Genomic DNA, 24608 nt, shown 5'->3' with positions numbered 1-24608 from the left:
TAGGTCGCAGTAAAAAGTTAAAAATAAACCCCGAGTGAGAATAAGTTGTATGATTAATAATGAATTATTAGAGCGTCGTCTTGCTGAAACAGGAGAGGTCGATTTTGTTCAAGTTGAAGGAGATGGTTATCATTATCAGCTAACTGTTGTCTCTGATGCATTTCTGGGCAAAACAAAGGTAGCAAGGCAGCAATGGGTTTATGCAAAGCTTAAAGATTACATTACAACCGGTAGTCTTCATGCAATAAGTATGAAGACCTTAACAAAGCAAGAGTGGGAGAATAATCATGGATAAGCTAATTATCAATGGTGGTAAGGCTTTGCATGGGGAAGTCATCATTTCGGGAGCTAAGAATGCAGCATTACCGATTATGGCTGCCACACTTCTTGCTACGGATAATGTCACTATTGCTAATGTTCCTCATCTAAAAGATGTGACGACAATGATGGAGCTTTTGGGACAGTTAGGAACCCAATTGACTGTTGATGAAAAAATGAATGTGCAAGTGGATGCTTCACATGTCAATGAATATACTGCCCCTTATGAGTTAGTCAAAACGATGCGTGCCTCAATTTTAGTATTAGGCCCTTTGTTGGCTCGCTTTGGTCAGGCTGATGTTTCTCTTCCTGGCGGCTGCGCAATTGGTACAAGACCTGTAGATCTGCACTTGAAAGCATTAAAAACCATGGGTGCTGATATTACTGTAAAAAATGGTTACATTAAGGCTCGTTGTAAAAAAGGTCGTTTACAAGGGAAAACATTAGTTTTTGACTCAGTCACTGTCACGGGGACAGAAAACGTCTTAATGGCTGCAGTGCTTGCAGAAGGGAATACTCTTATCAAAAATGCCGCGCGCGAACCTGAAGTTGTTGATTTAGCCAATTTCCTAAATCAAATGGGGGCTAAAATTACTGGCGCTGGTAGCGGTACTATTAAAGTTGAAGGTGTGCAATCCTTATCGGGTGGTAGCTATGCGGTTATGCCGGATCGAATTGAGGCTGGTACTTATCTTACCGCAGGGGCGATAACTCGAGGAAAAGTGACTGTACGACGTGTTAAACCTGATAATCTACTTTCAATGCTGTGTAAATTTGAAGAGGCAGGTGCTGAATTAGCAATTGGTGAAGATTGGGTGACTTTGAATATGCAGGGTCTTCGCCCGCAAGCAGTGAATATTTCAACAGCTCCTTATCCTGCATTCCCTACGGATATGCAAGCACAATTTATGGCACTGAACACTATTGCTGATGGTTCTTCATCAGTCATTGAAAATATTTTTGAGAATCGCTTCATGCATGTCCAAGAGTTACAACGCATGGGGGCTCAAATTCATTTGAATGGCAATACGGCAATGATAAGTGGAGTAGAGAGGTTAACGGGGGCCCCAGTGATGGCAACTGATTTACGTGCCTCTGCAAGCTTAATTTTAGCTGGATTAGCTGCCGAAGGAGAGACAGCCGTGGAACGTGTTTATCATGTTGACCGTGGCTATGAACGTATTGAAGAAAAATTATCTATGTTGGGAGCTGACATCAAGAGAGCTTCGGCACGGTGATTTCTCGCGACGAGCTAGCCTCTTATCTGCACGAATTTTTAGGGTGCTCGAATTTTAATGATTATGCTCCTAATGGCGTGCAGATTGAGGGAGCAAAGGATATTACCCGTCTTTGTACGGCGGTAACGGCGTCTGCAGAAACGATAGAACAGGCAATTGCTTTAAAAGCTGATGCTTTGCTGGTTCATCATGGTTATTTCTGGCGTGGTGAGGAACCAGTCATTACTGGCATGAAGCGGCAGCGTATCGCCAAATTGATTGCCAATGATATCTCTCTCTTTGCTTACCACCTCCCATTAGATTGTCATCCAGAAATTGGCAATAATGCGTGTTTGGCAAAGCTTATTAATACTAATTCATTCAAAATGAATATGGCAGGAAAAACGCCAAATCTATTATGGTCAGGGGTTTTTGAAAAAGCTAAAACAGCTACTGAGCTTTTGCAGCAATTAGAGGCTAAATTACATAGAAAACCTTTGCATATTGAAGGAACAACCAAACCTATCAAATGTATAGCCTGGTGTAGCGGGGCTGCGCAAGATTTTATTGAAGAGGCGTATTTTTTAGGCGCGGATGCTTATATAAGTGGCGAAATTTCTGAACGCACTTATTATCAAGCAAAGGAGCTAGGCATTCACTACTTTGCTTGTGGGCATCATGCTACAGAACGCTATGGCATTCAAGAATTAGGAAAGCATCTAGTCTCTCGTTTTAAACTCGAACATTATTTCCTTGATAGTGCGAATCCTGTTTAGCAATTCATCGAGTAACTCTGTGATTCTGACAAGTTATTGGGTTGGTAACTCTTAATTGCTTCTGGACAAATATGCTTATACGTTTCTACAAGGGTGCTTAGTTTTTGATCTTTAAATAATAGTTCTAATTCATGATCACTAAAGTTAAGCGATTCTTCTTCATTATAATCTTTACCAGAAACGTGAATCTCTAACAAAATTTTACGTGCCACATTACAAATTTCAGCGTTTGCTGAATTATTACTTGATTGATGAATATAGCTTATCAGCTCTAACTTAAAAGCTCGATTTTGCTTTATCAGGGTAGAGCTTATTTCCCTGCAATCACGAAAGTCTAAATTGCTATAGTGGGTATGCGAATACCCTATTTGGATGTGTAAATGATAGCCATCTAATTTATCAATGACAGCTTCAAGTGCAGCATGATATGCTGTTACTCCGGGTTCGAAATGACCGCTTGCAAGCGTTAAGAATGCAACATCCTCTTTTTTTTCTTCGCTGCTTTGGTTTTTTTCTGTGCTTTTTCCTTTCAAAAAAACGCCCGCAGCAAGAACAGGCGGAGTCGGCATACCATCAGTAATACCCATAGCTTTTCTAATTAAGCCCCCGTGGGTTAATTTACGAAAATTGTTCATTTGTGGTGCAAACCACGTTTCACCACCAGGAGTGATTACATATAAATAACTAACACCATCTTTTAACGCCTTAGGATCACGAACTAATGTGACATGCTGATAATCTCTATCCTCTATTTTGATTGTTTGCGGGTCATTAAACTCGTCTAATAACGGATATTTTTTATAGGACTCTAAATATTGTTCATGAGGTGTAGATTGGCTATTGGTTTGAGTGCTATTTATTGTAGTATGAGAAAACTCTTGCTCTTCTTTAGTAAATTTAGGGGTATTAGTTATATCTACTTCTAATCGTGCAGTATGAGCGGGGTTACCAATAGTAAGGGAAACACCTTGATCTTTAATGTTTATGCTATAAGCAATATTCATCTTTTGACAAATAAATTGCAATCGTCGGAGCAAGGAGCTGTCAGGATCATAGACTTTAATTTGGTTGTTTATCTCATGAATAAGGTCAGGAACAGAGTGAACAGTCAGGTCGGTCAAAATCTTTTCTACAATCTCGACATGAGGTTTCGTACGATTTTTACCCACACGATGGAACATAGAAGGTGTCCATTGAAGTAAATCTCGAACACAGTAATTACTTAATACACGCTTAGCGTTTTCAAATGGCGAGTGAAAGGGTGACCAAAATTTTTGGTATTTACTTTCAAGCGAATGTTGATTCGAAAGAGGTAATTCAGTTTTTTTGAGCATGGAATTGTTACCCAAAATATGTTATTTGATTATTTTTTCATATTTACCTTAAGGAATGATTAAAAAATATACAAAAAGCATTGTTTTTTATAAATTCCAGAAAGCAGTTGATGGGAATCTATTCGTTTAAGCCGGTGTGATAACCAAAAAGGAGTAATGAATGCACTCAATGAGTGAGTGGTGGATGTGGGCTATTTTTTTTCTCTTTATAGGGTTAATGCTGGCCATTGATATACTCCTCCTAGGTGGTAAGAAGGTACACCGCGTTTCAACAAAAGAAGCATTGACTTGGGTGATTATCTGGGTAGCTCTCGCCTTATTATTTAATCTCTTATTGTGGTTTTATCTGTTACAAACATCAGATGCGGCAACGGCGCATCAAAAAGCTCTGGAATTTTTAACAGGATATCTAATCGAGGAATCACTATCGATAGATAACATGTTTATTTTTATAATGATTTTTAAATACTTCGCTGTCCCATTAGAGTATCAGCGACGTGTTTTATTGTTTGGTGTGTTAGGTGCTATTTTTATGCGCTTGTTCTTAATTTTATTAGGTATTTTATTAGTTACTAAATTTCATTGGATTTTATATGTTTTTGGCGGTTTTCTCTTAATCAGTGGTGTTAAATTATTTTTATTTGCTGAAAAAGAACCTGTATTGGAGAGAAATCCAATTTTATTCTGGATGCGGAAATACCTGCGGGTGACAGAAACTTTTCATGAAGAGAAATTTTTTGTAAGAATAGCCAATCAATTTTATATTACCCCTTTATTTATGGTTTTGGTTCTCATTGAGACCAGCGATTTAATTTTTGCACTGGACAGTATTCCGGCTATTTTCGCTATAACAGAAGATCCATTTATAATTTTCACATCAAATATTTTTGCCATATTAGGGTTGCGGGCTATGTATTTTCTGCTTGCGAATATGGCAGATCGTTTTCGCCTATTAAAGTATGGAATTGCTTTTATTTTGATTTTTATTGGCTTTAAAATGCTGCTTTCTTATTGGGTTACGCTGCCAATTTTTCTTTCCTTAGGAATAATTGTTGTTACTTTAATACTCAGTATATTATTTAGCGCGCTTAAATCAGGAACACAGAATTAATTATGTTTAATAACCACCATTTCACTTTTGCATATGGAACTCCACAGAGTTTAGGAAAAATAAAAGCCTCTCCAGACGACTTTAAGGTCAATGAAATACTTGGTTTTAATTTAACGGGGGAGGGGGAGCATTTATACTTGCAAGTAGAGAAAAAGGGTTTAAATACAGAAGAGTTAGCTAAGCAACTAGCGCGCTCTCTTGGAAAATCAGAAAAAGTAATTTCTTATGCTGGTTTAAAAGACAAAGAGGCAGTAACAACGCAATGGTTTTCTATACATTGCCCTGGTGAAGAAATTGATTCACCCCATTTGTTGAAGGGAGACGGTTGGCGAGTAATACAATATCAACGCCATGCAAAAAAATTAAGAACAGGTGCTCTTGCTGCCAATGAGTTTCTGTTAATAATTCGCGAGCTTGATGATTGTAATGATGTCGAAGAGCGGCTGCAAAAAATTTATCATGGTGGTGTGCCGAATTATTTTGGTGCGCAACGTTTTGGTTATGAAAATCAAAATTTAGTAAAGGCTGAGCAGTTACTTTTAGGTGGTGTTAAAGTAAAAAATCATTTTTTACGAGGTATTTATTATTCAGCAGCCCGATCATTTTTGTTTAATCAGATTTTAAGTGAGCGGATTCAAACTGCCACTTGGAATAAGGCAATTACTGGGGATGTAATGCAATTGTCTGGAACCAATAGTATTTTCTCAATTGATGAACCTGATGAAGATATTAAAAAACGAATAGAGTTGTTTGATATTTCGCCTGCTGCCCCACTTTGGGGGAGGGGTGAAGAACGGGTCAAAATGCAAGCACTCCTTCATCAACAAAAAGCGCTGGCTGGGTATGAGTCCTGGTGTAGTGCACTGGAGAAACACGGCTTAGAGCGTAGCTATCGTTCTCTAAGACTAGCGGTTGAATGTATGATGTGGGACTGGCAGGACAATAACTTGTATCTCTCGTTTAAATTAACTGCTGGGAGTTATGCGACATCCGTTGTGCGGGAGTTAATCCTAAGCAGTTAGCAAATAGATTTTGCATGCTGCGCTCAATGATTAGAAAAATTAAAATGAAAACAATATTACTACTCTTGGCCTCGAATGTTTTTATGACTTTCGCTTGGTATGGTCATCTAAAAAATTTGAATAATAAGCCCTTGTATATTGCTATCTTGGTTAGTTGGAGCATAGCCTTTTTTGAATATCTGCTTCAGGTTCCTGCAAATCGTATCGGCTATAAAGAATTCGATTTGGGGCAATTAAAGGTTATTCAAGAGATAATCACAATGTGCGTATTTGCCTTTTTTGCTTATTACTATATGCATAAACCAGTTGGATTAAATTTTCTTTATGCAGGTTTATGCATGATGGGAGCTGCTTATTTTATATTTAAAAACTAAATTTGGTTATTCCCATTCTTTAGGCAGAAACGGGTGATTTAAGGAGCTGCCTCCATACTGCTAACTTCAATGAGCATCGGGGTATGGTGATGAGCTGTGTGGGCAATAAACATTTGTCCTTTAACAATTATCTGCTTATTCAATAAATTTCTATGCTTTTCATACTGCTTAGGAGTGAGAACTAGCTGAAAGTGTTGTGATTTTTCATCTAAACGATGTGATTTTCCGCTAGTAAGGTCTTGTCCCTCACCACAGTAGGGGTGTTGAGTTGTTAAAATCCAATAGGACTCTGGTTTATCTCCTTTAGCGATGCTCGTGTAATCAGGAGGACCAGGAAATTGTTGTACGCCAAGCTGTCCCGTTAGCTTAATATCATTTCCCTCAATTAAACAATTATCGAGAGAGTTAGATTGAGCCAAAGAAGAGACGCTTGAGCATAACAATAATAAGTACGCTAAAATCTTCATTCTTTTTCCTATAAAAAATTAATCAATCTAAAATAAGGATATTGCTGAACTTACTGTATCTTTCACTTCTTTTAAACCCTCTTGTTTTGCATCAGAGGATGGGAGTACTTCATCAACTTGTTCAACTAATGGTGTATATACAGTTGGGATGACATCACCATGCTCTTGTGATTCTATTTGAGCCCGTGCAGCAAATAATTTTTGTAATTCTTCCATGTAGATAAGTTGATTATCCTTGCTCCAAGGAATAATGGCCGTTTGTTGCTCATTGACAGTAACTTTAAGTGCGTCTTCACCAATATCAAAAGTCACAGGGCAGAGTTGATAATCTTGAGGTAACTCTTTGGCTAGATTTTCCATATCAACAATTTTTAATTCTGCGCCATCAACAATACGATGACCACTAATCAAAGAAATGCCATTTAATTTTTCTAGATGGTTGCGGCCAGAATAAAGCCGAGATAATAAAGTAAAGCTGTTATACATTATTTTCCAACTGAGATCGACTGACAATCCTACACCTAAGCCTAGACCTTGTCCTGCAATATTACCTGCAGCCCCCAATATCCAGGCTAGCGTGACCCCGCAAAATGTATCCAAGATACGGCCAGCATAAGTGGGGGCAAGTAACATCACCCCAACACTTGCACTGGGTCCCATGATCAACATTAAACCACTGCCTATAGCTGCAGTCAGGGCATGTCTGGTTCGGAGTAATTTAGTAGACTTACCAACCATTTCTCCTAATATAAAACCTGTTGTATAGCCAGCAAACTCCAAGGGCTTACCCATCAGTGGCATCATTACACTGGTAACTGGATAGTTGGTTTTATATTTACCCTTTAATGCATCGCATTCATGGGTAACAAAATTTGAAAAATCAGCCCATTGCTTTTCAGTAAATCGTGATTTTAAGCTGGCATTAATTGCTTCAAAACGTCCTTTTTCTGAAAGAAAACGCTTGGTAGCCAATAAGCAGCAAGCTTTGGTCTCTTCATCAATATAATTTGTCGAGGTTGCCCCCATTGCTTCATTCATAAGCTGTTCTAAAATTGCAGAAGAGCCTGAACGTACGGTATAGGTTGAATCAATTTGTGATTTGACATATAAGCATGTAGTTATCAGTACACGTAAAGCAGTGATTTGATTTTCAATTGCTTCCGCTGTAATTGGGGAAGAGGATGATTCATATTTAACTATTGCCTGCGTATCTTCAGTGGTTGTTTTCTCTGCAGAAAGCATTTTCTGAAATAGTTTTTGTACTTCCTCAGGAGTAAGCGGATTCTCTATATGTAAATCTTTTTGAAATGCAGCAAGCCATTTTTCAATAAAACTAATTTGCTTATTGCGAGCCTTAATATCCTTGGCCCCAAAAAAAAGGCTAATTGCATAAGGTTGCTGGCTTTCATCAAGCGTTACACCAGTTCGTTTTTGATAATCTAAACGCAGATTGCTTAGATTGATAATAAATCCATCAGATAGCACGAAGAGCATAATGCACCTCAGTCCATTGTTAAAATATCGTCCTAGTTTTTTATATTACGTATTCTCTGGTTAATTGCAATCTTAATTGGTTAAATTTTACTAAGATTTGATACAAAGCAGTTTAATTTAGCTTACACATGATCAATTTACATTCATTTTGTAATGATAAATTCCTTGATCAGCATTTTAGGTAGCAAATAAATAAAATTTTGGTAAATCGTTGGTTGGTACAAAAATTTACTTAGTCGACTCAATATCGAACATGCTCGTCAGTATCTAATTAACCTATTGAAAAACTGATGATATAGTGATGGTTATATTAATTAAGAAGTTGATTTTTTGGGCAATCGCGATGACGTCAATCAAGCATTTTTTTAAACTACTTAGATTATCACATTGGACTAAAGCAGCCTTTGTTTTACTTGGTGTTTTCTACTCAGGTTCACGTGAATATCTTCCAGATGCCCTATTGGCGGCACTTTCTTTTTGCTTAATTGCCAGTGCTGTTTACATTTACAATGATTTTCAAGATAGAGAAGAAGATCGACTACACCCGCAAAAATGTTATCGTCCATTAGCTTCAGGAGAGGTTTCTCTGGACTTTGCTGTAAGCATGTTAGCTTTACTTTTAATTGGAGGCTTGTTGTTAGCCTGGTCTATCTCCAGTAATTTGGCTGCTCTTCTTGGAATCTACTTATTAATAAATTTGACTTATAACCATTTGCTTAAGAATGTACCCATATTGGATGTGCTTTGTATTGCGAGTGGTTTTTTATTGCGTGTTTTAGCGGGCACGATTGGTATAGGATTGCCTATTTCCTGGTGGTTGGCTTTTACGGCTACATTGATTAGTCTGTTTATCGCTTTGTGCAAGCGACGATTAGAGAAACAATTAGGATTAAGAATTTCCACGAGGGCTGTGCTGAAAAAATACCCATCACGATTGCTTGATGTGTTAATTGTACTGACGGCAATTGCTAGTTTTGTGACTTATCTGTTTTATACTGTTTATGCGCGCGACGAGTCATTTTATTTCTTATTAACATTACCCTTTGCAGCAATAGGAATATGGCGTTTTGCATGGTTAACAACAAGAAATACAGAGAATGATGACCCAGTATCTCTTTTCTTTAATGATAATTTATCGCGCTTTAACTTAATCTGTTTTTTAATCCTAACCTTTATTGCATTAATTAAATGAGCAATAAGAAATTAATTTTAGTGTTTTTTTTAGGTTTATGTTTTTGCTACCTCCTCTTATTACAAGTCACTGCAATTTGGCCGTTTACCATTGATGATATGTATATTCCTCTGCGCTATGCGAAACATTGGATTTTAGGGCAGGGATTATTATGGAATGTTGGTGAAGAGCCTGTTGAAGGATATTCTAATTTTAGCTTCGTAGTCCTTGCTGCCCTGGCAATGAAGTTGAATCTTGATCCCGTTAGTACACTAAAAGGTATCGGAGTCGGGGGATTGGTTTTGAGTTCGATTAGCCTTTATTACCTTTCGCGTTATTGGTTTTTAAGCTGGGTCTCATTTATCCCTTGCATTTGGTTACTTCTGTATCGCGGTGAGATCTTGTGGAGTGTAAGTGGATTAGAAACCAGTACTTATCAAGCTCTTTTATGCTTTGCTTTATTTTTTTTGTTTCGTGCTATGGGGTATCGCTTATTCCCCAACGATAGAGAAGGGGGGAGTTGGTTTTATTGGATCTTAGCAGGGTTTTTATTCGCATTAGCTGGGCTCACGAGACCTGAAGCACCTCTCTTCGTGTTAGTTTTTTATAGTTTGGCAATCATTGATAAGCCAAAAGCAGGGGTAAGAAAGTACTACATTGGGCTACTACTAAGTTGTTTTACCTTCGCTTTGATTTTTTTACCTTATTTTTTCTGGCGATGGCTTTATTATGGGCATTTATTCCCTAATCCTGTTTATTGCAAAGGGTTTAATGATTTTTCCCTAACCTTAGATTTGGCATATTTGCACCTGGCTTGGCCTTTTATGCTATTTGCACTTTGGGCAACACTTAAAGCAAAAGACAAACGTCATTTTTTTCTATGGTCTCCTTCATTAGTTTATCTGGGATTACTCATTGGTGCTGATCCTGTTGTCGCATTTGCAAATCGTCTATTTTTACCTGCTTTTATTTTATTGTTGCCTTTAACCCTTCAAGGCATTATGGACTTAATTCGTTATTTCTTACCGAAAAAAAGTGCTTTATTTGACACTTATCTGGTAGTAAGTGTTTTATTATTTGCCATTTTCTTTATACCCAAGATGACTTTAACAAGTTATCGATCTTTTGCCATCAATCCCCAAGAGGGTCTGCGACTGAGAGAACAAGTAGTGGACTGGCTAAATAAATATGCTAAAGCAAGCAGCCAAGTCGTTTTGGCAGACAGTGGCATGATCCCATATTTAAGCTCATTGAATTTTATAGATTCGTATTGCTTAAATAATAAGAAGATGACTTCCATATCAACACAAAATAAATATTTGTGGTTATGTAGAGAGGTGATTAAAACTAAGCCGGAAATTATTATTTTAACCTCGTTGGTGACGGAAGGTCGTATCATTTATTCGCCTACTGATGTATGTCTAAAAAAAGAATTAAAAACAAGCAAATCGTATACAATTAGCACTGCTTATAGTGTGCGTAATCAAAAATCGTCATATCGTTATGAAATTTATACCCTATCAAATTGAGCTGTAGTAAGATACAACCTCACAATTCAGTTGAAATTTTGTGCTGCACTCACTTAAAGGACTTGTTTTAATATGCAGAGTATGGGTATGTTTTTTCAGAAGTTATACAAAAAGTGGCCTGTAATTGCCTTTGACGCGTTAGCAATTCCTGCAGCCTGGTATTTTGCTTATTGGTTACGTTATAACTTGCAGCCTTTTCCAAGAGATCTGACAAGTTCTTATTCTCTATTGTCATTACTGACTTTAGCTCTGATACAAATTGGTTGTTACTATTACTTTAAAGTTTATCGTGGACTCTGGCGTTTTTCTTCCTTAAACGATGTGGCAAAAATCATTAAGGCGACTGCTTGTGCTACTGTCCTATCCATGTTGGTATTGTACTTTACCCCTCTGCTGCAACATATTCCTCGTTCGGTATTACCCTTGTATGATATGACTTTAATCCTCTTGTTATGTGGAGGGCGGTTAATATTACGTTCTTACTGGGATTGGCAAGAAAAGGGATACTCCATTGAATGTAAGCGGGTTTTAATTATTGGAGCGGGGCGCGCTGGTGAGAGTTTGGTACGTGATTTAAAGCGCACACAATCTTATTTCCCTGTTGGTTTTGTAGACGATAACGTGGGAAAACGAGGTTTGGAGGTGCATGGCGTTAGGGTGTTAGGTACTACCCGCGATTTGGTCGACTTAGTAGCTGAATGTAAAATTGATCTAATATTTATTGCCATCCCTTCAGCTCGCTCCGCTGCTATGCGTCGTATAGTGACTCATTGTGAAAATTGCAAGGTACCATTCAGAACATTGCCTAGCATTCCTGCTTTAGCTGCCGGCCGAGTAGAGGTCAATGCTCTGAGGGATGTCAATATTGAAGATTTGTTGGGACGGGATCAAGTTCAATTAGAATGGGAAAAAATAGCATCTGGTATTAAAGATAAACGGATTCTTGTAACGGGGGGAGGCGGCTCTATTGGTTCAGAGTTATGCCGTCAAATTATGTTACTCCAGCCCAGTAAATTATTAGTTGTGGATAATTCAGAGTTTAATTTGTATAAAATTGAACTTGAGTTAACAAAAAGATTTCCTGATGTCCCTCTTGAGTTGGGATTAATTTCTGTTACAGATATCACTGCAGTTGATTTTCTTTTTCATCAATTTAAGCCTCAAATTGTGTTTCATGCGGCAGCGTATAAGCATGTTCCTATGTTGGAAGAGCAAGTTCGGGTAGCAGTGCAAAATAATGTGATTGGTACCCAAGTTATTGCTGAAGCTAGCGTGGCAGTAGGCGTTGAAAAATTCATTTTAATTTCTACCGATAAAGCAGTTAATCCCACAAATGTAATGGGCACAACAAAACGAGTTGCGGAAATTTATTGCCAAAACTTAAATGAGAGAGTGGATACTCAATTTATCACGGTGCGTTTTGGTAATGTCCTTGGCTCGGCTGGTAGTGTAGTACCTTTATTCCAAAAGCAACTGCAAGCAGGTGGCCCTATTACAGTGACTCATCCGGATATTCAACGGTATTTTATGACGATTCCAGAGGCTTGTCAGTTAATTTTACAAGCAATGGCTAATGGGCATGGTGGAGAAATCTTTGTTCTGGATATGGGGGAGCCTATTAAAATTAGTTATCTTGCTGAACAAATGATTCGTTTGGCTGGGAAAGAGCCTGGGAAAGACATTGCTATCGAATACACGGGTTTAAGACCAGGTGAAAAATTATTTGAAGAACTGTTTCATCCTTCCGAGCAGTTAGCTCAAACTGAACATGAAAAATTGTTTAAAGCCAAGTTTCGTCATCTTGAATGGACGGAATTAACGCAGACAATTAGGCTGCTTAATATGGCTTGTACCATGCATAATAATGCAGAGCTTTACATTTTATTAAAGAGTTTAGTGCCTGAGTTTAATTCGCAATTGGAAAAGGATGCTATTACTAATTTACTGGAGTAACCTTTATAGTGGTTTGAACGCATGACTTTCCCATATGTTATTCTTGATTTAACCCACACTCTGTCTAGCTCAATTCCCAGTTGGGAGGGAACTTGTGGCTTTCAGCACCAAAATATTCAGGACTATGAAAGTGACGCAGCAGTGTCTTTTCGTGTACAGCGTCTTACTATGGATGCTGGTATTGGTACTCACCTTGATGCTCCTGCGCATTGCATCAAAGGGGGGAAAACGATAGCAGAGCTTCATTTAAATGAACTGATTGCGCCTTGTGTAGTTATCGATGTTTCTAAAGCAATAACAACTGATTATAAAGTAGACACAAAAGATATTTTGGATTTTGAAGCAACTAATGGAAAGATAAATCGCGGCTCTTTTGTAATCGTGAGAACCGGCTGGGAACAATACTGGGGACAACCTGAAAAATATCACAATAATCATATGTTCCCTTGCCTTGGACTTGATGCTGCTGAGTTACTCTTGCAACGTGAGGTAGTGGGATTGGGGATTGATACGCTCTCTCCAGATAGACCTAATGTGGGATACCTCGTCCATCAGGCTTTTTTAGGGGCTGGAAAATACATTGTAGAAAATGTCGCGAATGCTGTTCTGCTCCCTCCAATAGGAAGCTATATCTTAATTTTGCCTCTAAAAATAGCTGAAGCTACTGAAGCACCAGTACGATTAATTGCCTTAGTAAAGAGAAAATAGTCACACTGGAGTGACTCGACATAATTTGTCTAATCTAGACTGAAATCGCCCTTTCTTATCCTATTTTTTATTTGAATCATAAGGGTTTGTTAATAATCATGAGGCATAATTACAAGATAACTAACAATTTTGGCTGTTGAAATGAAAACTAAACGTCTAGCTTCTCCCCAAACGGTTAATGCTTGCACTTTAATAAGTGTTGCAGTCATTGAAGCTATTTTAAGTGCGCGGAATGAGAAGGAGATGGATAGTAAAATAAAAGAAGCGCATAAAAGTTCCCAGATGCTTTATATAGAACAACTCTCCCATAATAAGGAGCGAGGTGCAGGCTTATTAGAAGAAGAGGCTTATCAGCAATATTTTTCTGAATTTTTTAAAAATCCCACAACAGCAGTGATCGCACCCAATGAGATAAATATTAAAGAGTTATTAGATAACCGTGATAATTTAATCCGAAATGGCATTTTCGATCTTTTTTTTACATATAATTATGATACGACAGAAGCCATTCAGAAGAAGCTTGAAGCTAAGGCTAATGGAAAACCTGCCCCGATTATTGATTGGGCCACCGTTACTGAAAATGAATTAAAACAACTGTTAGGAAACGATGAAGAAAAACTATCGCTAGAAGAGGAAATTGTGGCCATATGTGGCCAACTGCAAGACCCTCAAGGAGTTTCTATAAGAATGGAGGGGCATACGATTCCTCTCATCAAACGGGGAAATGTTTACTACAGTTATGATTCACTGACCGGTATTTTATCGTCTACAGAAGATCTTCAAGAAATGACGACTCATGTCCTGGAGAAAATCAATACCAATCGAGCAAAGGGGGCTGTTCTCTATTATTTTTCGCCACAAAAGATCATAGATTTTAAAGATAACGAAGCCGCCGAAGAAACCAAGACTGAGGAAAAAAAGATAACGGCTGAGCAAATCCATGACTTAATAGAAAATCGCAAGCTTTTTGATGGAACAATCTACGGGCTTAAAGGTTGGCAACTAGTTAATGGTGAACTATTTGAATTAATTTATACCCAAATCCCAGAGAAAAAACATTCTACAATTGATTGGTCATCAATTACAGAAGTGGAATTGTGCCAATTAATAAATATTGAGAAAGAGGAAGCTACTCGTGCCGCCAAGGGGACTACCGAAGTTGTTGAAGAAACAACCAAGACTGAGGAAAAAAAGATAACGGCTGAGCAAATCCATGACTTAATAGAAAATCGCAAACTGTTTGATGGACAAGGTCTTGAAGGTTGGCAGCAACTCTATGCCGAACTATTTGTATCAATTTATACGCAGATTCCAGAAGAGAGGCATTCTGTAATTGATTGGTCATCAATTACAGAAGTGGAATTGTGCCAATTAATGAATATTGAGAAAGAGGAAGCTACTCGCACCGCCAAGGGGACTACTGAAGTTGTTGAAGAAACAACCAAGACTGCGGGAAAAAAGATAACGGCCGAGGAAATCCATAATTTAATAGAAGATCGCAAGCTGTATATGTATAACGGACGTGCCCTTAATGATTGGCAACAACACCATGCTAAACTATTTAGATCAATTTATATGCAAATTCCAGAGCAGCAGCACTCCAAAATAGATTGGTCAATAATTACAGAAAAGGAATTGTGCCAATTACTGAACATTGAGCCAAAAATCATTGAGGTCGCAAAGATAACGGCTGAGGAAATTCATACCTTAATAGAAGATCGCAAGTGGTATAATAGACATCGTTTTGATGATTGGCAACAAAAGCACGCTCGATTATTTAACTTAATTTATATGCAATTTCCAGAGGAGAGGCGTCGCCCCACAATGAATTGGGCATCAATTACAGAAAAGGAATTGTGTCAATTGTTAAACATTCAGGTAGTTGAAGCCCAAAATTCCAACAGAGATAAGCTACTAACTATTATCGATACACTAAAAGATAATATAATAAATCAAAAAAATGAGCGTAAAACATCACGAAATAGTCAGTGGAAAGCCGATTTATTATCTGGAATTCAACAAAGCTTGCAGCAAGTTGAAGGTGGGTTTACTTCAGTAAATGAGCAAGAATACATACAACAGATTCGTGATGTTTGCTCTATGAAACGTAATAGTTTGCATTTTTGGTCAGAGCCTCATAGCGCTTCTGAGTTTGAAAAGTTGTTACAAGACAATGGATTCGAAGCGAGTGCTAAAGTAAGCTCCCAAATGAAATGATGATTTAGGGAGAAGTTAATCGGTTAAAGATAAAAAGGCCCCATGTACATGGGGCTTTTTATATAGGGTTTTCTTTAATTAAAGGAAGAAGAGGGGGCATCGTTTTCTGATGGGACGTCCTTATTTATAGTAGGCGAATCGTCAACGTCTTCTCTGATTATAGTTGAACTTTCGCCATATTCTTCTGTGGATTCTGCATTATTGCTGGTATCTTCTCTGATTACAATTGAACCCTCTCCTTGTAATTCCACGCTTTCTTCGGGAGATGACGAGGTGGTTGACTCTTTCTTTTGCGAGGATGAGTCAGAGTTCCCTGTCTCTTTAGCTTTCCCGCCTACAGGCTCTTTTTTCAACTTGCCCATTTTATCGTAAGATTGTTGAGTGTTCTCGTATAAAGACACCATTGAGGTTGCTAACTCAGGATTGGATTCAAGTAATACGTTTATCTTCTCTGATGAGAGCCCTGATAAAAGAAGGTGGCTTCTTTGAAGTATGGGGTCAGTCTCCATATCTTCTTTGGTTACTCTGTTAGGGAGAGGACTTATATTCATCCAAGCTAAGAATCTTTCAAATAACGAAGCCTTTTCCGTATTAAATGCAGCTAACTCTTCTATAACAAAACGAAAACTAGCCTTTCGAAGCGCTGATATGCTAGTGTTAAGCCCTTCGGACGTTTTCTCTTTAGTCAAAAGATACTGGTTTAAAAAATCTATGGTTTGTTGCCAATCAGCAGTAGTCAAATTTTTATGTTTAAATTTGCCTACCAATGAACGAATAACAACTGTGTGAAGGTCCGATTCGTAGTCTTTTTCTGCTTGTTTAATGACTTTGAGTAAAAGTTTTTCCGCTTCTGAATTACTGCTTTTTAGAAGAGCTTTAGTTTCTTTGAGTAATTTATCGAGAGATAATATATGGTTGTCTTCGACAGAGCCCAGCGCGATTAGCTGCTGAAGTTCTGTCAGTTTAATGGTTAATTCTTCGTTGGAAACAGAAGAGGATGTTTTTGTTTTCAGAAGCTCTGCCAGTGCTGTTTCAACTTCTTTCAATTGCTTTAGTTTATCGTTAGATTGTTGAAAATTATCATATAAAGATACCATTGAAGTTGCTAACTCAGGATTGGATTCAAGTAATACGTTTATCTTCTCTGATGAGAGCCCTGATAAAAGAAGGTGGCTTCTTTGAAGCATGGGGTCAGTCTCCATATCTTCTTTGGTTACTACTCTGTTAGGCAGAGGGCTTATATCCATCCAAGCTAAGAATCTTTCAAATAACGAAGCCTTTTTCGTATTAAATGCAGCTAACTCATCGCTAACAAAACGAAAACTAGCCTTTTGAAGCGTTGAGAAACTAGTAGTAAGTCTCTCGGATTTTTTATCTTGGATCAAAAGATATTTGTTCAAAAAGTCTATGGTTTGTTGCCAATCATCGGTAGTCAAATTGTTATTGTTAAATTTGTCTATTAGTGAACGAATAGCAACTGTGTCAAGGTAAGGTTCATAGTCGTTTTCAACCTTTATAATTGCTTTAAGTAAGAGTCGTTCCGCAAAATTTGAACCTTTTGCATTGCTATTTTTTAAAAGAGCTTTACTCTCTTTGACTAACCTATCAAGAGACAAGATGTTGTTATCCTCTACAGAGCCGAGTTGGATTAAACGGTGAAATTCTGCCAGTTTAACAGCGAACTCTTTGTAAGAAACAGAGGAGAGCGTTTTTGTTTTTAGAAGCTCTATGAGGGTTGTTTCAACGTCGTGATCTATCCATGTTAGGCTCTTATCATAAGGAACTAGAAGAGTCTCTATAGCATTTACATCAATGTCCTCTGACTCTGCCATTAATTGCTTAATGGCGTGGGTCATGACGAACGGATTTTTACCTGCAACTTTTTCAAGCTCTAATTGAAATTTCTCTGGTTCAAGATTTAATTTCTTAGCATCAAGCATACTATGAAAAACTTCTAGACTGATGCGATGTTCAATTAAACTTCTTGTCAGCGCATCGCTTAAAGTCACCAGATTTTTATGCGCAATACTAGGATTTGGACAGCCTTTAAGCAAATCCACTGTAAGAAGAGTACTAGGTGATTTGCCACCAGATAGAAAAGATTTCAACGCCATGCCAACTTGGTAAGTCATAAACGGGACTAAATCTATAGTTTTTCTTTGCGCTATAGATTTGACTCCTGTACCAGACTTGTTCAAGAGGGTGAGGAATTCAGGCGGTGCATAAAGAGGGCTTGTCCTAAGGCCAGTCAGTTTGATTTTTTGTTGTTTTTCGAAAGCCTTTCTGTCACTGACAAGAACTTGACCGTTATCAAGGAGAAAGTTCGTCAATTTGATATCAGGGTGATAGATGTTAAGTTTTATTAGTTCCGAACAAAATTCGCTAATCTGAGAAAAATAATCTTGTGTTTTCTCAACGAGGACATCGGATTGCTCTCTTGGTATAGTTTTAGCAATCTGTTTTAAGTTACCTTGTTTAGCATATTGGCTAATGGCTACTGGACGATAGCTATTGATTTCTCCAGGAAACTGCTTCATGAAAGTGGCATAATCTTGGACAAAAAATCGCGCTACTTTATTAGATTTTAACCACTCTTCATTGACTAAATTATCACGGTCTTCAAGTCTGATAACTAATTCTATATTCGAATTTTTTTGATCTTGATCTTTCTTTGCATTATTTGTTGAAATTGTAAATAGGACGTTGTCGTTATTGACACGTTTTTCTTGTAATGGCGCTGCCTGATATTCAGAAAATTCCTGTTCTAGTTTATTTTGTAAAATTTCAATTTTTGCATATGACAAAGCAAGTATATTTAAATGCTCCGCCACTAATTCTTTAATCTCTGGTGCTTGCTCAATTAGATCAAATAGCTGAATGTGGACTTTTGCTAACTCTTCATGAAGATTTGAGGCATCATTACTTTGAGTCTCTTGTAAGAGGTGCTTTAGGATTGAATAACGATTACTTAAAAGAGTATAAAGTTTGTCAAGGTTTGTCTCGTTTTCCTCATAAGTTAATTGGGGAGCAGTGATACCTAATTGCTTATAGGCTGCTGCAAACTCAATACTCCTAAGGAAAATTGAGCCATCTCGATGTACACCATAATGCTGTAGTACTTCCTCTAAGCTTTGTTCTGGTTCATGGCTTAGTGTATTAGACGTGTTGGATGACTTATTTGACTTAAAACTCTCTTGGTGGCGCCAGGCATAAATACCATCTGTATATGCGCCAACACGTGGGGCTAGGGGCTTTTCAAAAAACTCGGATTCACAATTGTCAACAATAGCCTTAGAGTACATATCAATTTGCTGCAAAATAACTAATTGTTGGTAGCTTTCTTTGGTGGCATTAAATCTATCAATCAAATTGACTAGTTTTAAATATTCGGGTCGTTTGAGAACACCTTCGGCAACTTGAGGTTTAGACAGCATGGTATAATTCAATAATAAATATACAAGTTGTACATTGTAGCATTGTGTTTAAAATTGTACAATAAGGTGGCGGAATGTACTTTGTAGAAAAAATATAACTAAACATCAAAATTTTTGTAAATTCAACATCATTCAATGTTAAGCTATGAAAGCAAAATTAGTATCTTTCTAAAAAGTATGGGTCTTCGATGAATCAAAAAACTTATTTGGAAACCTCTCGTTACCCTTTATTTCGATTATTAAGCTACATGAAGGATGATCGCGCAACTTATCTAACCGCGATCTTATATTCTGTATTAAATAAGTTATTTGATATTTTTCCTGAGGTTTTGATTGGTGCGGCAGTCGACGTTGTCGTTAATCGTAATCACTCCTGGCTAGCTAAGCTGTCAGGTAATCCAAATATGTTGTTCCAACTGATTTTGCTTGGTGTTTTGACCTTCATTGCCTGGAGTTTGGAGTCTGTTTTTCAATATTTGTACAGTGTCAAATGGCGAAATTTGGCGCAAACGGTTGAACATCGCTTGCGTATGCAGACTTATCAACACATTCAATCGGCTCGTATGGAAGATGTGGATAAAACAGCCATAGGGCAATTAATTGCTACTATTAATGATGATATCAACCAGCTAGAGCGATTTCTGGAAGATGGAATTAATCAAATTATCCAAATTGTCTCTTCAACGATTTTAATTGGTATTATTTTTCTTTTCTGCTCCCCACTGATCACTTTATTTTCCATTTTACCTGTACCATTTATTTTATTGGGAGCTTTTTATTTCCAGCATAAATTAGAGCCTAAGTTTTTAAAGGTTCGTGAGAAGGCGGCCAATATTTCAGTTGCTCTAGCCAATAATTTAATGGGGCTTTTGACAATAAAAAGCTACACTGCTGAGAGTTTTGAAGCTGAACGTATCGAGCAGTTAAGCCTTGATTACCAAGAAGCAAATCGCGAAACGATTGTTATTAGTTCAATGGTAACCCCAGTAATTCGTATCATGATTTTGACAGGCTTTTTATTTACTTTATTAATTGGGGGTTATCAAGCAATTCATGGGGAAATGAATGTTGGGATATTTAGCTTGCTCGTTTTTTTATCGCAACGTCTCTTATGGCCTTTTTCTTATCTTGCTGATGTTACAGTTAATTTCCAAAGAGCCATGGCGTCAACAACAAGAGCCTTAAACTTACTGACTTGGAAAAAAGAAGAAAATAAAGAAGATATAGAGGAGATATATGTTGATAAAGAGAGTAAAAGGGATCAAGGTTTGGTAATCACTGATTTATCATTTGCTTATGCTGGTACCAAACAATCAGTATTTGAACGTTTTAGCGTTACAATCGGTAAAAACCACACGGTTGCTTTTGTTGGGGAGTCTGGTTCAGGAAAAAGTTCGCTTATAAAGTTGTTATGTCGTTTTTATCAACCCCAAAAAGGAGGCATTTTTTGGGATGGGCATAACATAGAATATTTTGAATTATCGCAATGGCGGCAACAAATTGCTTTAGTTAGCCAAGATGTATTTCTTTTTGAGGGAACTATTGCCGAGAACATTGCTTACGCCAAAGTTGGTGCTTCTTTCGAAGAAATCCAGCATGCGGCTAAAATTGCCGGTGCTGGTAAATTTATCAAACTTTTGCCTCAAACTTATAACTCTCCCGTGGGGCAGCGAGGAGGTTATTTATCAGGTGGTCAAAAGCAGCGAATAGCAATCGCTCGTGCTGTCCTCAAAGATGCGCCTATTCTTATCCTTGATGAAGCAACATCAGCTGTAGATAATGATACAGAATTAGCCATTCAGCAGGCCTTGGCTACCATTTCTCACAATAAGACAACCATTATCATTGCGCATCGTCTGTCTACAGTGACAGGTGCAGATATGATCTATGTCCTTGATAAAGGGCGCATTATTGAGCAAGGAAATCATCAACAATTAATTGCAAACCCAACTTATTATCAATACTTATGGAACATTCAAACAGGAGGTCTTTAAACAAACTTAGTTAGGTTGGTTTAAAGAGTCCTTTTGCCGTTATCTTTTCGAAGCTGAGCCAGTTTCAATTTTCTTAACAGGCTAATGTATAACCACCCAATATCAAATTCATTTTTATGACATGAGAATTTTGCAGCTGCCGGATCATGGTGATGGTTGTTATGTAACTCCTCACCTGAAATAAGAATTCCCCATCTTATTAAATTATGAGAATTATCATCAGTATGAAAATTGCGGTAGCCACAGTAATGACCTAAACCATTTATTAATGCAGTTTGCGCAACGATTTGAAAGATCATTTGTAAATTCCACAAGACGACGCCCCATAGACCGAAAAATGCAATCTCAAGCAATAAAAAACAAAATGGACCAATTCTAGTTTTATAAAGATACATTTCCAAAAAATCATTGTCATTAACATAACCATATTGGCTGACGACATCAGAGTTTTTTGCCTGGTTATAAATCTCTGCTCCCTTTAAAAACATATTAGATAAACCATGATTTAATGGGCTGTGTGGATCAGATGCTCTATCGGGAGCTTGGTGATGTGCACGATGAATTGCTACCCACTCCGAACGAATGATTCCTGAAGTGAGCCATAGCCAAAATCGAAAAAAATGCCTTAAGATGGGGTGAAACTCTACTGCTTTATGTGTTTGGCTGCGATGCAGATAAATTGAAATAGCTATCATGGTTAAATGGCAACTAATGAGAAGGAAAGCTATTTTTCCAATCCAGCCAAACGACGAGATTCCTTCAAGAAAAATAAGAGGAGCCCAGAATAAGCAGTAAATCCAATAAATAGTAACTAGAGAGAGGGATAGAATAGCTTGGCGGCTATGAAGGAATTTTTTTGGCTCCAAAGACATAGTTTTTCCTTAAATATAGGCAAACATCGGATGGAAGAAGAATGAGTCAGGAAAGACTCCCTGAATAATTCAAATATAAATAAAACTATAGTATAAAAAATAAATCAAATTTAAGTTATGGAATTTATTATTTTTTTAAATGAGCATTCTGCAAAACAGTTGAGGAGCATGTTTTTGGAGATGGAAATATAGCTTATCATTCGTGTTTTTTATATAGGGCCTTGTGAAGATCAAGATTTTTTTGAGAAACTGAAGTAAAAGGAGTTATTGGGTTTTACAGGGGGTTATTATGAAAATAATAGTAATTGGTGCATCTGGAACGATAGGCCGTGCAATAGTTGCGGAATTACAGCAGCGACATGAAATTATTACCGCAGGCTTTAGTTCTGGGGATATTAATGTTGATATTACAGATAACACTTCAATTGAGATCATGTTTAAAAAAATTCAACATGTCGATGCGGTGGTATTGGCAACAGGGAAGGTCCATTTTGGCGAGTTCATGCAAATGCATGAGCAGGAATTCAATATCGGATTACAGGATAAATTAATGGGTCAAGTAAACACCGTACTCATCGGTAGACATTACCTAAATGAGGGGGGCTCATTTACTCTGACGAGTGGTATTCTGAGTAATGATCCAATTCGTTTCGGCTCTTCTGCATCAATGGTTAATGGCGCTTTAAATTCTTTCGTCATCGCAGCAGCTATAGAAATGCCTAAAAAACAGCGTATCAATTGCGTGAGCCCCACAGTAATTACAGAGTCGATGGAAGACTACGCTCCTTATTTCAGAGGCTATGAATCTGTTAGTGCGGCGCGAGTGGCTTTGGCCTACAGTAAAAGTGTTGAGGGATTACAAACAGGAAAAATATATAACGTCCAATAACCCTATGATTGGAATTGTCCATTAATTATTTAAGTCTTCGAATTATCAAAGGGAGCCAAGCTCCCTTGCTATACAACAAAACTGTTGCAAGAAACACTATATTTTCTTGCTTTTTTTATCTGGAAAGACGTCTTTAAATTGCAAATGTTTGCTGGCTTCCATTGCTCGTTGTCGATTCTTTGAAAATCCCCCAATTTTATAAACCACGATAGGTCCTACAAAACTCATTAATCCCATGACAAAAGCAATTTTGTAAGTTGGATCTGGATTTAGAATAAGAAAAACTAAACAAGCCAGCATCAAAATAATGGCAACTATTCCGGTATAAGGTGAGCCAGGTGTTTTATAGCTTAAATCATCGACTGTATAACCTGCCTGATATAAGCGCTTACGGAAATTAATTTGTGCCCAGCAAAGAGAAATCCATGCGGTGGCTCCTGTAAAGCCTGAAACAAGAAGCAACGCTATATACAGCATGGATTGTCCAAAAAAGTAGCCTGCTGCCAATAATATCCAAATGGCGAGCAAAGTGACAATTCCGGCATTCTGAGGAACTGCGTTGCGATTAAGTTTGCTTAATTTGTGGGGCGCCATACCATTACGGGCTAAGGCATTCAATGAGCGTACAATACCATATACGCCCGAATTTGAGCATGATAGGGTTGCTGTTAGAGTGACGAAACTAGTAGCAGCTCCTGCCCATTTTAAGCCATAAAAGTTAAGAGCATCTGCAAAGACTGAATTAACTAACCCTGCTTTTTGCCAAGGATAGATCAAGACCAGACAAAAAACTGGAATAATGTAAATAAAAAGAATTCTAAATGTTACTGTGCGAATCGCTCGAGGAATCATCTTGCCTGGATTAATGGATTCTCCTGCAGCAAGGCCAATAATTTCAGATCCTTGGTAGTTAACTAATAACAGAACCATAGCAGTTAATAAAACCATACCACCATTGGGGAATAGGCCTCCTTGATCAAAAATAAATCTACCACCGATAATCCCTGCGGGTTGAGGCCCATGAATGATGCCAAAGAAAATTAAAATAGAAAGGGCAACAAAGCCCATAAGAGCAGCAATTTTGATGATTGCCAGCCAGAACTCAATCTCACCAAAAGTACCCACTTTAGCGATATTGATATAAGTAATTAATAACCCAAAACCTACGGCCCAAATATAGCCATTTACACCAGTAAAGTGCTGCATGATAATGCCACCAGCAATGCATTCGGCAGGTATATAGGCAACCCAACTGATCCAATATGACCAGCCTACACCGCATGCAATTGTGGGGGAGATAAAATCGGCAGTGTATGTAATAAACGAGCCAGAAATAGGAATGGCGACTGCCAGCTCACCCATACAAAGCATGGTAAGATATATAATTAAGCCACCTAGCATGTAGGCAATAAAAACAGAAGGCCCCACCTGGTTGACAACTGCCCCAGTTCCCAGGAAGTAGCCGGAGCCAATGATTCCGCCCAAGGCAATTAATTGAACGTGACGATCTTTCAGTCCGCGTCGGTAACCGCCATCATTGATTGGTGCGGCATTATCTTGTTTCTGGTTACTCACTGATTGTTTAGTCTCTCAAAAAGTGCAGCATTAATAGGACGAAAAATTGTATAATAATTTTATATTTTGTCTATAAATTTCTACAGGCAATTACAGCAAAAAGAGATTTTTATAAGAAAAAAGCAGAGAACGCAAGATTTATTTTTTACATGA

At 37.7% G+C, this 24608-nt stretch carries 19 protein-coding genes; 13 read left to right on the top strand and 6 right to left on the bottom strand.

The window, feature by feature from the left end; translation table 11 throughout:
• Positions 1-49 precede the first annotated feature (49 nt).
• From Lbru_RS07115 to Lbru_RS07105, 3 genes are read left to right on the top strand one after another with little or no spacing between them, the layout of a single operon-like run.
• Positions 50-295 (top strand): BolA family protein, encoded by a 246-nt coding sequence (locus Lbru_RS07115; RefSeq protein ID WP_058441500.1) that lies wholly within the window; start codon positions 50-52, stop codon positions 293-295.
• Positions 288-1556, top strand: coding sequence for a UDP-N-acetylglucosamine 1-carboxyvinyltransferase (gene murA / locus Lbru_RS07110; RefSeq protein ID WP_058441499.1), 1269 nt, complete (start codon positions 288-290; stop codon positions 1554-1556). Before Lbru_RS07115 ends, murA begins: the two co-directional genes overlap by 8 nt.
• Positions 1553-2311 carry a Nif3-like dinuclear metal center hexameric protein gene (locus Lbru_RS07105; RefSeq protein WP_058441498.1) on the top strand — a complete coding sequence of 253 codons (759 nt, stop codon included), beginning with the start codon at positions 1553-1555 and terminating at the stop codon, positions 2309-2311. Before murA ends, Lbru_RS07105 begins: the two co-directional genes overlap by 4 nt.
• On the opposite strand, the gene Lbru_RS07100 is transcribed toward Lbru_RS07105, so the two are convergent.
• Entirely contained in the window at positions 2308-3645 is a 1338-nt protein-coding gene (locus Lbru_RS07100) for a hypothetical protein (protein WP_058441497.1), read from the bottom strand. The two genes, Lbru_RS07105 and Lbru_RS07100, sit on opposite strands and share 4 nt — an antisense overlap.
• Positions 3646-3805: 160 nt before the next feature.
• Here Lbru_RS07100 and Lbru_RS07095 point away from each other — a divergent pair, with 160 nt between their 5' ends.
• The 3 genes from Lbru_RS07095 to Lbru_RS07085 are packed head-to-tail and all read left to right on the top strand — an operon-like array spanning position 3806 to position 6152.
• A complete protein-coding gene (locus Lbru_RS07095) occupies positions 3806-4756 on the top strand; it encodes a TerC/Alx family metal homeostasis membrane protein (protein ID WP_058441496.1) in 951 nt (316 codons plus the stop codon).
• Between the two features lie 2 nt (positions 4757-4758).
• Positions 4759-5778 (top strand): tRNA pseudouridine(13) synthase TruD, encoded by a 1020-nt coding sequence (gene truD / locus Lbru_RS07090; protein ID WP_058441495.1) that lies wholly within the window; start codon positions 4759-4761, stop codon positions 5776-5778.
• A 44-nt stretch (positions 5779-5822) separates the two neighbouring features.
• Complete coding sequence (locus tag Lbru_RS07085; protein ID WP_058441658.1) at positions 5823-6152, top strand: DMT family protein; 330 nt, start codon at positions 5823-5825, stop codon at positions 6150-6152.
• 38 nt (positions 6153-6190) lie between these two features.
• On the opposite strand, the gene Lbru_RS07080 is transcribed toward Lbru_RS07085, so the two are convergent.
• Together Lbru_RS07080 and Lbru_RS07075 are read right to left on the bottom strand one after the other, a co-directional pair.
• Entirely contained in the window at positions 6191-6619 is a 429-nt protein-coding gene (locus Lbru_RS07080; protein ID WP_058441494.1) for a DUF4431 domain-containing protein, read from the bottom strand.
• A 27-nt stretch (positions 6620-6646) separates the two neighbouring features.
• On the bottom strand, positions 6647-8113 hold the full coding sequence (locus tag Lbru_RS07075) for a hypothetical protein (protein ID WP_058441493.1): 1467 nt from the start codon (positions 8111-8113) through the stop codon (positions 6647-6649).
• A gap of 343 nt (positions 8114-8456) precedes the next feature.
• Between Lbru_RS07075 and Lbru_RS07070 the strand changes: the two genes are divergently transcribed.
• The 5 genes from Lbru_RS07070 to Lbru_RS07050 all read left to right on the top strand — a co-directional run bounded on the left by Lbru_RS07070 (position 8457) and on the right by Lbru_RS07050 (position 15691).
• Positions 8457-9305, top strand: coding sequence for a decaprenyl-phosphate phosphoribosyltransferase (locus Lbru_RS07070; protein ID WP_238583843.1), 849 nt, complete (start codon positions 8457-8459; stop codon positions 9303-9305).
• Positions 9302-10813, top strand: a complete 1512-nt coding sequence (locus Lbru_RS07065) for a hypothetical protein (RefSeq protein ID WP_058441491.1) — start codon at positions 9302-9304, stop codon at positions 10811-10813. Before Lbru_RS07070 ends, Lbru_RS07065 begins: the two co-directional genes overlap by 4 nt.
• Before the next feature lie 72 nt (positions 10814-10885).
• Positions 10886-12766, top strand: a complete 1881-nt coding sequence (locus tag Lbru_RS07060; RefSeq protein WP_058441490.1) for a polysaccharide biosynthesis protein — start codon at positions 10886-10888, stop codon at positions 12764-12766.
• 21 nt (positions 12767-12787) lie between these two features.
• Positions 12788-13474 (top strand): cyclase family protein, encoded by a 687-nt coding sequence (locus Lbru_RS07055; protein WP_058441489.1) that lies wholly within the window; start codon positions 12788-12790, stop codon positions 13472-13474.
• A 141-nt stretch (positions 13475-13615) separates the two neighbouring features.
• Positions 13616-15691: a hypothetical protein gene (locus tag Lbru_RS07050; RefSeq protein WP_058441488.1), complete on the top strand. Its 2076-nt coding sequence runs from the start codon at positions 13616-13618 to the stop codon at positions 15689-15691.
• Positions 15692-15765: 74 nt separating this feature from the next.
• Here the strand turns inward: Lbru_RS07050 and Lbru_RS07045 are convergent, their stop codons facing one another.
• Positions 15766-19125, bottom strand: coding sequence for a protein kinase family protein (locus Lbru_RS07045; protein WP_058441487.1), 3360 nt, complete (start codon positions 19123-19125; stop codon positions 15766-15768).
• A 188-nt stretch (positions 19126-19313) separates the two neighbouring features.
• Between Lbru_RS07045 and Lbru_RS07040 the strand changes: the two genes are divergently transcribed.
• Complete coding sequence (locus Lbru_RS07040) at positions 19314-21119, top strand: ABC transporter ATP-binding protein (protein ID WP_131793459.1); 1806 nt, start codon at positions 19314-19316, stop codon at positions 21117-21119.
• A 20-nt stretch (positions 21120-21139) separates the two neighbouring features.
• Here Lbru_RS07040 and Lbru_RS07035 read toward each other — a convergent pair whose 3' ends face one another.
• Positions 21140-21991 (bottom strand): acyl-CoA desaturase, encoded by an 852-nt coding sequence (locus Lbru_RS07035; protein WP_058441486.1) that lies wholly within the window; start codon positions 21989-21991, stop codon positions 21140-21142.
• 289 nt (positions 21992-22280) lie between these two features.
• Between Lbru_RS07035 and Lbru_RS07030 the strand changes: the two genes are divergently transcribed.
• The gene (locus Lbru_RS07030) at positions 22281-22880 is read left to right on the top strand and encodes a short chain dehydrogenase (protein ID WP_058441485.1); all 600 of its coding nucleotides are present in this window, start codon (positions 22281-22283) and stop codon (positions 22878-22880) included.
• A gap of 96 nt (positions 22881-22976) precedes the next feature.
• On the opposite strand, the gene Lbru_RS07025 is transcribed toward Lbru_RS07030, so the two are convergent.
• Complete coding sequence (locus tag Lbru_RS07025) at positions 22977-24455, bottom strand: amino acid permease (RefSeq protein ID WP_058441484.1); 1479 nt, start codon at positions 24453-24455, stop codon at positions 22977-22979.
• Positions 24456-24608 lie beyond the last annotated feature (153 nt).

This window comes from Legionella brunensis (genome assembly GCF_001467025.1).
GTDB lineage: Bacteria > Pseudomonadota > Gammaproteobacteria > Legionellales > Legionellaceae > Tatlockia > Tatlockia brunensis.
This window is presented reverse-complemented; position numbering and strand designations above follow the sequence as displayed.

Excerpts from the sequence above, each read along its gene's own strand:
- Lbru_RS07115 (WP_058441500.1), top strand. The coding sequence starts at position 50 with ATGATTAATAATGAATTATTAGAGCGTCGTCTTGCTGAAACAGGAGAG.
- murA (WP_058441499.1), top strand. The coding sequence starts at position 288 with ATGGATAAGCTAATTATCAATGGTGGTAAGGCTTTGCATGGGGAAGTC.
- Lbru_RS07100 (WP_058441497.1), bottom strand. The coding sequence starts at position 3,645 with ATGCTCAAAAAAACTGAATTACCTCTTTCGAATCAACATTCGCTTGAA.
- Lbru_RS07095 (WP_058441496.1), top strand. The coding sequence starts at position 3,806 with ATGCACTCAATGAGTGAGTGGTGGATGTGGGCTATTTTTTTTCTCTTT.
- truD (WP_058441495.1), top strand. The coding sequence starts at position 4,759 with ATGTTTAATAACCACCATTTCACTTTTGCATATGGAACTCCACAGAGT.
- Lbru_RS07085 (WP_058441658.1), top strand. The coding sequence starts at position 5,823 with ATGAAAACAATATTACTACTCTTGGCCTCGAATGTTTTTATGACTTTC.
- Lbru_RS07080 (WP_058441494.1), bottom strand. The coding sequence starts at position 6,619 with ATGAAGATTTTAGCGTACTTATTATTGTTATGCTCAAGCGTCTCTTCT.
- Lbru_RS07075 (WP_058441493.1), bottom strand. The coding sequence starts at position 8,113 with ATGCTCTTCGTGCTATCTGATGGATTTATTATCAATCTAAGCAATCTG.
- Lbru_RS07070 (WP_238583843.1), top strand. The coding sequence starts at position 8,457 with ATGACGTCAATCAAGCATTTTTTTAAACTACTTAGATTATCACATTGG.
- Lbru_RS07065 (WP_058441491.1), top strand. The coding sequence starts at position 9,302 with ATGAGCAATAAGAAATTAATTTTAGTGTTTTTTTTAGGTTTATGTTTT.
- Lbru_RS07060 (WP_058441490.1), top strand. The coding sequence starts at position 10,886 with ATGCAGAGTATGGGTATGTTTTTTCAGAAGTTATACAAAAAGTGGCCT.
- Lbru_RS07055 (WP_058441489.1), top strand. The coding sequence starts at position 12,788 with ATGACTTTCCCATATGTTATTCTTGATTTAACCCACACTCTGTCTAGC.
- Lbru_RS07050 (WP_058441488.1), top strand. The coding sequence starts at position 13,616 with ATGAAAACTAAACGTCTAGCTTCTCCCCAAACGGTTAATGCTTGCACT.
- Lbru_RS07045 (WP_058441487.1), bottom strand. The coding sequence starts at position 19,125 with ATGCTGTCTAAACCTCAAGTTGCCGAAGGTGTTCTCAAACGACCCGAA.
- Lbru_RS07040 (WP_131793459.1), top strand. The coding sequence starts at position 19,314 with ATGAATCAAAAAACTTATTTGGAAACCTCTCGTTACCCTTTATTTCGA.
- Lbru_RS07035 (WP_058441486.1), bottom strand. The coding sequence starts at position 21,991 with ATGTCTTTGGAGCCAAAAAAATTCCTTCATAGCCGCCAAGCTATTCTA.
- Lbru_RS07030 (WP_058441485.1), top strand. The coding sequence starts at position 22,281 with ATGAAAATAATAGTAATTGGTGCATCTGGAACGATAGGCCGTGCAATA.